The sequence below is a fragment of the Azospirillum sp. B4 genome, from assembly GCF_000333275.1.
Classification (GTDB): domain Bacteria; phylum Pseudomonadota; class Alphaproteobacteria; order Azospirillales; family Azospirillaceae; genus Nitrospirillum.
Window position 1 is genome coordinate 1 of the sequence record NZ_BACU01000267.1, and the last position, 11,168, is coordinate 11,168.

The 11,168-nt window shown below is 66.6% G+C and carries 12 protein-coding genes and 1 pseudogene; 4 read left to right on the top strand and 9 right to left on the bottom strand.

The genetic code is table 11. The features are described from left to right. A pseudogene (locus I55_RS11565) lies at window positions 1-689 on the bottom strand (hypothetical protein); the annotation flags it as partial. 354 nt (window positions 690-1,043) lie between these two features. On the opposite strand from I55_RS11565, the gene I55_RS11570 reads away from it, so the two are divergent. The 3 genes from I55_RS11570 (at window position 1,044) to I55_RS32980 (ending at window position 3,519) form a co-directional block, all read left to right on the top strand. Next, window positions 1,044-2,309: an outer membrane beta-barrel protein gene (locus I55_RS11570; RefSeq protein WP_159107171.1), complete on the top strand. Its 1,266-nt coding sequence runs from the start codon at window positions 1,044-1,046 to the stop codon at window positions 2,307-2,309. A 138-nt stretch (window positions 2,310-2,447) separates the two neighbouring features. Further along, window positions 2,448-2,825: a hypothetical protein gene (locus tag I55_RS11575; RefSeq protein ID WP_044560710.1), complete on the top strand. Its 378-nt coding sequence runs from the start codon at window positions 2,448-2,450 to the stop codon at window positions 2,823-2,825. Between the two features lie 115 nt (window positions 2,826-2,940). Next, window positions 2,941-3,519 (top strand): hypothetical protein, encoded by a 579-nt coding sequence (locus I55_RS32980; protein WP_049974032.1) that lies wholly within the window; start codon window positions 2,941-2,943, stop codon window positions 3,517-3,519. A gap of 2 nt (window positions 3,520-3,521) precedes the next feature. On the opposite strand, the gene I55_RS11585 is transcribed toward I55_RS32980, so the two are convergent. From I55_RS11585 to I55_RS11620, 8 genes are all read right to left on the bottom strand, one after another. Beyond that, entirely contained in the window at window positions 3,522-4,319 is a 798-nt protein-coding gene (locus tag I55_RS11585) for a quinoprotein dehydrogenase-associated SoxYZ-like carrier (protein ID WP_049974033.1), read from the bottom strand. Further along, window positions 4,316-5,254 (bottom strand): quinoprotein relay system zinc metallohydrolase 2, encoded by a 939-nt coding sequence (locus I55_RS11590; RefSeq protein WP_044560711.1) that lies wholly within the window; start codon window positions 5,252-5,254, stop codon window positions 4,316-4,318. The genes I55_RS11585 and I55_RS11590 overlap by 4 nt, the downstream gene beginning before the upstream one ends. Next, window positions 5,236-6,354 (bottom strand): pyrroloquinoline quinone biosynthesis protein PqqE, encoded by a 1,119-nt coding sequence (pqqE, locus tag I55_RS11595; RefSeq protein ID WP_044560712.1) that lies wholly within the window; start codon window positions 6,352-6,354, stop codon window positions 5,236-5,238. The genes I55_RS11590 and pqqE overlap by 19 nt, the downstream gene beginning before the upstream one ends. A gap of 32 nt (window positions 6,355-6,386) precedes the next feature. After that, a complete protein-coding gene (pqqD, locus tag I55_RS11600) occupies window positions 6,387-6,683 on the bottom strand; it encodes a pyrroloquinoline quinone biosynthesis peptide chaperone PqqD (RefSeq protein ID WP_044560713.1) in 297 nt (98 codons plus the stop codon). After that, the gene (gene pqqC, locus I55_RS11605) at window positions 6,680-7,474 is read right to left on the bottom strand and encodes a pyrroloquinoline-quinone synthase PqqC (protein WP_044560714.1); all 795 of its coding nucleotides are present in this window, start codon (window positions 7,472-7,474) and stop codon (window positions 6,680-6,682) included. Before pqqC ends, pqqD begins: the two co-directional genes overlap by 4 nt. Further along, window positions 7,471-8,388, bottom strand: a complete 918-nt coding sequence (gene pqqB / locus I55_RS11610; protein WP_044560715.1) for a pyrroloquinoline quinone biosynthesis protein PqqB — start codon at window positions 8,386-8,388, stop codon at window positions 7,471-7,473. The genes pqqC and pqqB overlap by 4 nt, the downstream gene beginning before the upstream one ends. A gap of 97 nt (window positions 8,389-8,485) precedes the next feature. Then, complete coding sequence (gene pqqA, locus I55_RS39515) at window positions 8,486-8,566, bottom strand: pyrroloquinoline quinone precursor peptide PqqA (protein ID WP_044560716.1); 81 nt, start codon at window positions 8,564-8,566, stop codon at window positions 8,486-8,488. 249 nt (window positions 8,567-8,815) lie between these two features. Next, window positions 8,816-10,279, bottom strand: a complete 1,464-nt coding sequence (locus I55_RS11620) for a hypothetical protein (RefSeq protein WP_044560717.1) — start codon at window positions 10,277-10,279, stop codon at window positions 8,816-8,818. A 412-nt stretch (window positions 10,280-10,691) separates the two neighbouring features. Between I55_RS11620 and I55_RS11625 the strand changes: the two genes are divergently transcribed. Next, a partial coding sequence (locus tag I55_RS11625) for an FAD/NAD(P)-binding protein (RefSeq protein ID WP_044560718.1) occupies window positions 10,692-11,168 on the top strand: 477 nt, incomplete at its 3' end.

Below are 11,168 nucleotides of genomic sequence, written 5' to 3' on the forward strand. Positions count from 1 at the left end.
CGGCGCAGATGCAGCAACAGCGAAGCGAGGCCAGGCCGGCGATTCTCCAGCCGGTGGGCCACCGTCGCCACACAGCACAGCATGCCGAGCCCGGCGAAGGTGGCGTAGCTGTTGCGGTTCACGAAGGTGCTGGTCAATTCACCGATGTAAGCCCACTTGGGCATGCCCAGGATGGTCTCGGTGCCCGAGACGAATTCCAGCAGCCCATAACCGGCATAGAGCACGGCGATGACGGCCAGCGCCTCCACCAACCGGAAGGGACGGCGGGACAGGCGTCCATGCTGCAGCGCCAGCCAGAAGACACCGCCATAGGTCAGCAGGCGCATGACGCCAACGCGGGTGGCATAGGGGTCTATCGACAGGCTGGAGGCCAGGCTGGAATGCCCTGCCTGGGCCAGTACCGGACCGGCGGCGGTCCAAACCTCCGGCGCCACCAGGCCCACGCCCGGCAGGCTCTGGATCAAGGCCCACCCCACCGCCGCACCGAACGCCGCCAGGGGCAGTACCAGCGCACGGACAGCCACCGCCTGGTGTCGGCGCTCCCGGCGGATCACCAGCGGCCACGTGGCGCATAGCGCGCCGACGGCCAAGGCGAGGACGCTCCACGCCAGGGGGCGATTCGATCCGAGGGGGGCGGGTGCCAGACCGACCACGACCATCAGGCACCAGAAATGAAAACGCCGCGCCATAACCCCCAAATCCCCACCTTCCAGAGAAGGGAACATCTCCGTCGATGTACCCCACCCAGGACTCAAGCCCTGGTTCGTTCACTGTATCATCTTCAACCTGGCGACGGCCACGCCCCAGGGCCCGCATGCCGCGCGGAACGGCGGCATTTAGGCCACAGCCGGCTGATTTGCGCGCCCTTTTATACAACTGTACCTGGACAACAGCATCAATCCTGTTAGGTTCAACCCATTCTGCTCTCGGATAATATAGGTTGCGCAATGCCTGGATCGTTTAAGGGCAATGATGTTTCATTTCTTGTCAGCCTTCGTCACATCAGGGCGGTTTGTCTGACGGGTAGTTGCCTGGCGACTTTGTTGGCGCCCCATCTTGCCACCGCGCAATCGGCGACGAACGACCTGCGGCGCGGCGCCGAAAGTTCCAGCGTCGTGACCGAGCAGGGGGCGCTGACCGACGACGGCGGTGTCGGTGACCCGCAGCGCGTGAACGCGGCCTATCAGCCCAAGGGCATCGCGGTCGGCAACTATATCCTGTTCCCGCTGGTGGACCTGTCCGAGACCTACAACAGCAACATCTACGCCACCCAGCAGAAGGCGAAGAGCGATTTCATCACCCGAATCGCGCCGGAGATTTGGGCGCGTTCGCAGTTCGCCGATGACCAGCTGAACTTCCTGGGCCGGCTGGAGCAGTCCTACTACAAGACCTTCAATCACGACAGCCATCTGGACGCGACTCTGCATTCCGACGGGCTGTATCACATCAGCCGGGACACGCAGTTTTCCGGCAGCGTGGACGCCACGCAGGCTTATGAGGACCGTGGCAGCCCCGACGACCAGGGCGGACTGGAGCCAGTGCGGACCCGCAACATCGGGGGCCAGGCGGCGCTGCAGCAGCAGTTGGGCCGCTTCACCGTGTCGGGCAGCCTGGCGGGCGGGGTTCACGATTTCCACGACGTGCCGCGCACCGATGGCGGCGTCATCGATGAGGACGACCGCGACCGCAGCGACTTCACTGTCACCGGCCGCACCGCTTACGAGCTGTATCCCGGCTATGCCGCCGTGGGCCAGGCCTCATTCAACAAGGTCATGTATGACCAGAAGGTCGATGACGACGGCTTCAAGCGCTCCAGCCAGGGCTACCGGCTGGAAACGGGTGTCGGCGTCGACCTGACCCAACTGATTCGGGGCGACTTCCTGATCGGCTACCTGCACCAGAACATCGATGACCCCCGATTCAAAGACCCCAGCGGCCTGGCCGTCAAGGTCGCCTTCAACTGGACGCCCGACCGCATGACAGTGGTGGTTCCGTCACTGGAACGGAGCCTGCAGGAAACGACGCTGAGTCGTTCTTCCCAGATCGTCCATTCGGGCGGCGGTGTCCTGGTTCGACGGGAACTTCAGCGCAACGTCGTCGTCACCTTCAGCTCTTACATTTACAACGACGACTTCGAGGGGTCGGGCCGCCAGGATTGGACGTACGACAACCGCCTCCGCGCCATCTGGTCTTTGGCTCCCGAATATTACATCGGCGCGGAAATCGGCTATCGCCGCCGTTATTCGTCAGTGGAAAACGCCGCTTTCAGCCAGCAGGTCGGCCTGCTGCGGTTCGGTTTGCGGGTGTAAGCCGTATCAACAGGCTGACCGCGCGCATCAACGGGGGCCCGGGTCGGCCCCCGTTTCCTTTTCTACTACCAATCGGTCATGGTCGCCGCCCGATGCCTGGGTTACCCTCGTGGCCGTAGAATAAGGAGGGAGGACCCCATGGCGCGCATCCCCCTGCGGGGCTTGCTGCCAGCGATGGCTTTGACTGGATTGGCGCTTTCAGCACAGGCCGCCGCACCCAAGACGGATCATCACCCCCGTTACGACTATCCCACCGCCGTGCGGGCGGACTATGTCATCGGCTGCATGGCGTCGAACGGCTTCAAGCATGAGCTGCTGGGCAAGTGCGCCTGTGGCATCGACACCATCGCCGACATGATGCCTTACGACGACTATGAGAAGGCCGACACCATCCTGCGCATGCAGCAGGGTGGCCTGGGCGACCGGGGCGCCATGTTCCGCGACACCCCCATCGCCAAGGAGGAGGTGGAGAAGCTGCGCCGCGCCCAGGCCGAGGTTAACCTGCGCTGCACCTGATCGCTTGATGCTGATCCCCTGGGTCGCAGGAACACCCGCGATAACCCGTCCACCTTGCGGAACCGTCACCGGTTGCGCGACACTCCCGCTGTTCCAGAACCGGTGAGAGGGGCGGATGTATCATCCCGAGGCCTTGGAGCCCATAATCAGTTTCGTTCGGGACATCGGCATTGACGTGGTGGTCGGGTCCGGTGCCCAAAACGGCTTCCTTCCCGGCCTGAATATCCACGCCGGCGCCATTCATGTCGATCCCGACACCCTCATGGGGTCGGGGGACGTGCTGCATGAAGCCGGCCACATCGCCATCCTGCCCCGGCGCTTCCGCCCATGGCTGGGGACCGACCTGTATGCCGGCATGAAGGCGGCCATCGCGGCCGAGGCGGGTCCCGACCTGCCCGTCGATCCGGTGCTGGTCCTGCCCTTGAATCAGGCGGAATTCATGGCCCAGGCCTGGTCCTTCGCCGCCGCCCTGCATCTGGGGGTGCCGCTGGAATGCGTATTCTTTCCCGGCGCCTACAAGATCGCCGCCTACGATGGCGTCCATCCCATGCAGCGATGGCTGGAAAGCGGAACCCATCACGGCCCCTGCAGCCTGGCGCGCGTGGGGATGACCGGCTTCTCGGGCTTGCTGGCCTTCATGGGCGACAACGGACTCGCCCCCTTCCCCACCATGGCCCGCTGGGCACAGGACTGAGGTCAGCTGCCACCCTCACCGAAGGTGTGGCTGAAGGTGGCGTCGGTGCTGTCGCGCACGGTCACCGCCAGGGGACCCTGCGGCCGATAGCTGAAGGTGAAGGCCGGGTCCTCGCTGAGGGAGATGTCGGCCTCCAGCTGGAACACCAGGGCCTCACCGCTCTTGACCGTGACGTCGCGGATGTACCGGGCGGGAGTGTAATGCCGCGTCACCTGGTTCATCTGCATGCCATTGTAGTTGGGATGGCTGACCAGCAGCTGGACGGTGACGGCACCCTGGGGCAGGCCGGCCGGCCCATCGGACACGGTCTTCAGCCGCATCTGCCCCAGGCGTTCCATGGCCAGCTGGGCGTCCTTGGTGGCGGGGGCGGAGCAGCCGCCGGCAGCCTTGATGTAACGTTCCGTCACGAACCAGCGGCCGTCCGTGGTTTCGGCGATGGCATGCATGTGGGTGTAGGCATCGACCCGGATTCGGGTCTTCAGCTGTGACGGCACGGCCGCCGGGCCGAACCGGAAGGTGCCGACCAGGGGCGAGGGGTTGTTGTCCACCACCAGATAGACCGTCTTCACCGGCAGCGTGGCGTCCAGGGTCAGGGTGACCGGCACCAGGGCCGCGTCCATGGCCCGGTCGGGCGCGTCCAGCGCGATCTGCCCCTTGGCCGGGGTCAAGGCTTGGTTGGCGAACAGGGCCTGCCGCAGGTCATTCCACCGCGCGGCGTCGGCTGCCGGGTCCTCGGCCCAAGCGACGGGGGCCGCCAGGGTGGCCAGCAGAGCCAAGGCGTACAGGCGGGATTTCATCATGACGGATCCTCCCACTCCAGCTGCTTGAAGGCGGTGATGGCGTTGCGGCCGTTGTAGGCGTCAAACAGTTTCCAGCGGCCCTTTTCCGACTGCGCCACCGTGGCGGCGGAATCAATGTCCCCGCCCTTCTTCAGCAGGGCGCGGACATCGCGGCACAGCGTGGCGAGATAACGTTCCTCATCCGCCGCCCCGACCGGCCAGGGCAACTGGGCGGGACCATGGCCGGGCACGACGCGCACCGCCGGCAAGGCCTTCAACTGGCCCAGTACCTTCAACCAGCCGGTCAGGCTGCCATCCAGCGCCGGGACACGATCCTCAAACAGCAGGTCACCAGCCCATAGGGTGCGGGTCTGGTCATCATAGACGGTCAGGTCGCTGTCGGTATGGGCGGCGCCATAGGCCAACACATGCAGCACGCGGCCGCCCAGGTCGATGTCGGCGGTGGTGTCCACGGCCTGGGTGGGCGGCAGCGCGTCCCCAGCCTGGGCGGGGTCACCGCCCAGGACGCGGGCCAGGCCCTGGCGGTAATAGGCGCCCCGCTCGCCCCAGGCGGCGGCGAAGCGCGCATGCGCCACAACCTCGGGATGGTCCTGCATGAAGGCGACGGCGCCCAGCACATGGTCGGGATGGACGTGGGTATAGATCAGATAACGGATGGGCAAGGGGGTCACGGCGCGGATGGCGACGCGCAGCCTGCCGCCGTCGCCAGCGCTGCCGCCAGGATCGATGACGGCCACGGCATCCCGGCCGACGATGAAGCCGATGTTGGCGATGGCGTCGTCGTTGGCGGCGCTGGCGTCTTGCAGGGCGCCGGGGCGGACGTAGACGCCGGCCGCCACCTGGACCAGGGCACCCGCCCACGCCGACAGGGGCAGCGCCACACCGGCCGCCGCGATGAGAAACAAACCGGCCCGGATCAGGGTTCGGCGGACCATGCCTCCCCCATGGGGGCCTTGGCGGGCATAGCTGGCGCCGGCCCGTATTGGCGATATATGAAATCCGGCGGTGCTTCGCCCCGCGCCCCGACGGCCGCCAGCATGACGCCATGGTCGGGCGACAGCGCGCAGGCGGGGTCCACCCGGCCGGCATCGCCGGTCAGGGCGAAGGCCTGGCAGCGGCAGCCGCCCCAATCAATCTCCTTGCGGTCGCAGCCCCGGCAAGGCTCCGGCATCCAGGCGGTGCCGCGGTAGCGGTTGAACGCCTCGCTCTCATACCAGGCGGCGGCCAGGCTGCCGGTGGCGACCGACGGCCAGTCGAAGCCCGGCAGCGTCTCCGCCGCGTGGCAGGGCAAGGCCAGGCCGGCGGGGGAGATGTTCATGAAGCGCCGCGCCCAGCCCCCCATGCAGGCCTTGGGCCGGGCGGCATAGTAGTCGGGCGGGACGTAGTCTATGACCATGCGGCCCTTCAGCCGCAGGCGTGCCGCCTCCACCACCGCCGTGGCCTGGTCCAGCTGCCGGCGGCTGGGCAGCAGGGCGTCGCGGTTCATCAGGCTCCAGCCGTAATATTGGACGTGCGCGACCTCGATACGGGCGGCGCCCAGTTCCAATCCCAGATCGATCATCTGGGGCAGGCGGTCCAGGTTCTGGCGGTGAACGACGAAGTTCAGGGTCAGGGGCAGGCCGGCGGCGATCACCAGGGGGGCCAGCGCCAGCTTGCGCGCCTGGGCGCCCGGCATGCCGCCGATACGCTCGGCACTCGCCACCTCCACGTCCTGGAAGCTCAGCTGCACATGGTCCAGTCCGGCGTCGGCCAGCACGGCCAACGAAGCCGCGTCCAGCAGGACGCCGGAGGTGATGAGGTTGCTGTAGAGGCCCAGCGTGGCGGCATGGCGCACCAGCTCCGGCAGGTCCTTGCGGGCCGTGGGTTCGCCGCCGGAGAAATGCACCTGCAGGATGCCCAGGGCCGCGGCCTCGGTCAGGAGGCGCTTCCAGGTGGCGGTGTCCATCTCCTCCCCCGCCCGCTGCAGCTCCACGGGATTGGAGCAATAGGGGCAGCGCAGGGGGCAGCGATGGGTCAACTCCATCAGCAGGCCCATCGGCGCTTCGACACCGGGGGTGGACGGGCGGGTCACAGCAGCACCACCCCTTTCCCGGCCAACTCGTGCAGCATGCCGCGCACGTCGCCCGCCATCTCCGCCCGGGGGACGTCGAAGCGGGTGGCCAGGTCATCGATGATGGCGCCCAAGCTGCGCTGGCCATCCACCAGCTTCAGGATCTCGGTCGCCGCCTCGTCGGGCAGAAACAATCGTTCCGGTGCCAGAACCATCCAGTTCTGCCGGGTTTCATCGAAGCGGAACTTCACCCCGCGGGCAAAGCGGGGCACCGCCGCCTCCCCCACCGTCTCCGCCAGCGGCGTCCCCGTCATCGCAGCCATCCTTCCCGCCGGTGCCCCTCGGGCACGAAGGCGCCGGGCGGGATGTAGCCAGGCTCGACATAGGCGAAGTGCAGGGCGTCCAGTTGCGCCCACAGGATGTTGCACTTCTCCCGCAGCGCCGCGATGGCGGCCTGCTGCTGCTCCGCCGTGCGGGCATGCTGCTTCACATAGGCCAGGGCGAAGTCCACGTCACGCGGCGCCTGGGTCAGGCGCGGGGCGAAATAGGCCAGTGTCTCCTGGGTGATGAAGTCGTAATTGGCCAGCATGCCGGACACGCGCTCGGCGATGATGGTGGGGGAGAACATTTCGGTCAGCGAGGACGCCACCGCCTCCAGCACGCTGCGGTCCCGCACCAGGGAAACGTAGGCGTCCACGGCGAAACGGGTGGCGGGCAGGATGCCGGCGGTGGACTGCACGTAGTCACGGTCCAGGCCCACGCCGGTGGCCAGGCGGAGCCAGCGCTCGATGCCGCCGTTGGCCGTTTCTCCGTTGGTCCCTTCCCTGCCGGGGAAGCCGTCATGATCCTCCAGCCGGCTGCGCCACAGGCGGCGCAGGTCGGGCGTGGGCAGGCGGGACAGCAGCACCCCGTCCTTGGCGGGAATACGGCTTTGATAATAATAGCGGTTCAGCGCCCAGGCCTGGATCTGGCCGCGCGTCAGCTTGCCGCCGTGCAACAGCTTATGGAAGGGATGCAGGTTGTGGTAGCGCTCCGCCCCCACCGCCCGCAGGGCGGCTTCCAACTCTTCCGGCGAAAGAACGCGGTCCTGCGGCTCTGCGGTCATAGGGTGATTTCCATTCCGTCGTAGGCCACCTCCCATCCCGCCTGGTCCACCACCCGGCGCTGCGGGCTGTCATCCATCAGGATGGGGTTGGAGTTGTTGATGTGGATGAAGACGCGGCGGCGCACCTCCAGGCCGGCGAACGCGGCCAGGGTGGCGTCCACGCTCATGTGCCCCATGCGCAATCCGGTCTTGGATCCAAGCCCAGCCTGTATCATTTCGTTATCGGTATAAAGCGTGCCGTCAAAGAAGACCAGGTCGGCGCCGCGCAGCCGATCCGCCAGGGCCGGTGTCATGGCGGCGCAGCCGGGAATGAATAAGAAGCGGCGGTCGCCGTCGTCCACCACCACGCCCACCGTGTCCTCCCCTTCAACGATGGGCGGCGGCCCGTCCTGGCTTTCCAGATACAGCGGCACTTTGCCCGGCACGGCGAACAGTTCGACCCACAGGCCGCTGTCGGTCCCCGCCAGGCCACCGCCGGTCAGTGGCACGCGCTGCCCCAGGGGCAGGATGTTGCGGGCCACCACGTCGCGGGCCAGCACCTCGAAGATCGGGTTGGCGTCCAGGATGCCCAGGGTGCGGGCGGTCCCGTGCAGGGTGAAGGGCTGGCGTTCGCGCAGGTTCAGCAACCCGGCGATGACGTCCACGTCGCCGCCGCTCAACACCACGCCGGATATGGGGGTGGAGCGCAGACCATGGCTGGGATGCAGCGCCGGATTGGCGGCGATCTGCTGTCGCAGGTCGGGCGACGCGTTCAGCAGGAACCACCGCCGGCCATCGCGGCTTACCGCCAGCGAGGCCTGGGTGCGGGATCGCACCGCCGGATCACCGGCGCGCGCCCGCCGGCAGCCCTCGGCATGTGAATTCCACTGCGGGAACCCACCGCCGGCCGCCGAGCCGAGGACGAGGATATGCATGACACCTTAAGGCAGTAACCGAGGCACGGGGGGCCGCCAACGGGGCCGCAGGTACCAGGACGGGAAGACCCGCGGCGGCCCCAAGTCGCTGATAAGGTTATTTCACGTCCGCGCAGGCGTAGCAGTTGATTTCCATGCCCAGCGCGATTTCAACGATCTTCGGAGTCTTCCAGCTCATAACATTTCCTCCGGTTTTGAGAACAAGGCGAATCACCTTGTTCTGTATTTATAATAATTCTAAATTACCGTTGCGTCAAGACCAGAGGTCGGGCGCCCACACCCAGAGCGGGATGCGATCACGCGTGATCGCATCCCGCTCGTAACCTGTTCATGGTGGAGCGGATTTACGCGATCAGGTGATTCCACCTGATCGCGTTCCGCTCTAGTCCATATAGGCATGGGCGCCGTCAGAAGAAGCCGGGACGCGTCAGAAGAAGGCGATGGCGCCGGCGGCGATCGTGTCCTCCTGGGCCTTGTTGCCGCCGTGGGCGGTGGCGGTGGTGTGGGCGTATTCGCAAATCAGGTTGACCCAACTGGTCAGCTTATACTTGCAGCCCACGGCGTAGGATTCGTTGGTCTTGACCAGTAGCGGGTTGGACTCGCCGGTCGCCAGGCCCAAACGGCTGAGGCCATAGCTGCCCGACAGGGTTAACTTCTTGAAGAAGGTGTAGCTGCCCTGAACGTAATAACCATCGGAACTGCGCGTCTGGCCGGTGGTGCTGACGCCGTCGAAGAACAGGCCGGTGGTGCCCAGCCCATCGCCGAGGTAGCCGTACGCCACCAACTCCGCGTCCGCGACATCGACCTTGGCGCCGAAATCCCAGCCCGTGCCGCGGACGCTGTGCCCCTGGGCCAGGGCCTCGCTGGACGACACGCTTTTCAGGTTCTCGGTGACGACGTTGGTCCACAGCTGCGCCTTGACCAGGCTGCTGGCGTCGGCCGGCAACTCATAGTTCAAGCCGGCCTGCAGCTGCGGCTCGTCATGCGCCGACAGGGTGCCGGACAGGCCTGAGAAGTTGAAGGCGTCGAAGGGTTGGAAGATGCCGACACTGGCGGTCAGGCCGGCGAACTTGGGCGTGGTGTAGGTGATCTGCGGCAGCCAGTCGGTATAGACATAGCCGATGCCGATGCGCCCCAGCGAGGTGTTGGACGGCGCCACGTTACCGCCGGTGGACCCCACCCCGAACAGGGTGAAATCGTTCAGGATGGCCTGCTGGCCGAACAGTCCGATGTCGCGCCCCACCTTCACCGTACCCATGGTGGGCGTGCCCACCGTCAGGTATTGCTGGCGGAAGTCGATGCCGGAGGTGCCCAGCGCCCGGGACGCGCCGCCGGAATTGGCGCCACCGCTTCCCGACACGTTGTTCAGGCCGGGATAGAGGCCGAAGTGGGCGACGATGTCGAAACCTTCCTGCTGGGTCTTCAGCTCGACGGCGAAGTTGCCCGGCAGCAGGCCGTTGCGCACGGAGGAGTTGTCGCTGCTGCCCACCGCCGCCAGGCCGCCCGCCACCACATGGTTGGGGGCCACGCTGTCCGGGCTGTCATGGACGTAGAAGCCGTTGATCTCACCCGACAGGGTGACGTCAACGGGGCCGACGTGGACACCGATGCCCTTTTCCGTCCGGCGCACGGCCAGGGGGTCGACCGGCGGGGCCGCGGCCACCGCCGCGGCGCTGGCGCTGGCCACGGCCCCGGGTGGGGGTGGGGGCGGCGTCTCCACCGCCTTGCGCTGCTTCAGCTGGTCGTATTCCTGCTGGGACAGGATGCCTTTGGCCAATAGCTTGGCCAGCAGATCGTCGGTGGTATCCGCTTTGGCGATCGACACTGGCAGACAGGCCAGGCCACTGATCGCCGTCATGCCCAGAAACAATGCCATCCGCTTGGATTTCATTCTTGTTTCCTCCCGGCTTATATTCGCGGGGTGTCGGCCCGAGGGTGATGGCACTAAAATGCCATTCGGCGGAAGTTTCCGCGCGCCGATCATTTCCCTGCTGTTTGGCGGGGTCTTTCTGGGCCCCACCTTAATTTGAAACTTGAAGTCGTTTGCCTTGATCGCGCAATAGAACTAAAGAACCGTTGCGGCTTCGCCAGCACATGCGCAGGCTGCACATCAAGCCTATGAAATCATGGGCGCGGTTCGCATGCGGCCCGACACCACCGGCCGCCGGACGGCACCCGGATGGACCCATGAAGATCAAGCCTGGCGACAGCGGCCGGTCCCAAAGCGGACAGCCCCCCCAAGCCCCACCCCGCCCCCCCGACGCAGCGCCACCTGTAACCGGTATCACTTGATCGGGTTTCCCATGTCCCTGGGCAATGCCCCCCAACAGCGAACCGCCCCCCGCGTCGTCATCCTGGGCGGCGGGTTCAGTGGCGCCGTCACCGCCCTGCATTTGGCGCGTACCGCCACCGTGCCGGTGGATATCGACATCGTGGAGCCGCGCCTGCTGCTGGGCGGCGGGGTCGCCTATTCCACCCCCGACCCGCAGCACCGCATCAACGTGCCGGCCGCGCGCATGAGCGCGTTTTCCGCCGACATGGGGCATTACGACCGCTGGCTGCGCCGTTCCGGCGTGCTGGCCACCGACCCGCAGGCCCTGGTCAAGGGCGGGCACATCTTCTCCAGCCGGCTGGAGTTCGGGCGCTACCTTGACGGGCTGGTGCGGGAGCAGGCGGCAGCCGACGGCCCGGCCCACATCCGTCACGTGCAGCGGCGCGCGAACGCCGTCACCCCCATCCCCGTGACNGCCCCGCCGGCCAGTCCTTCGGCTATGCCGTGG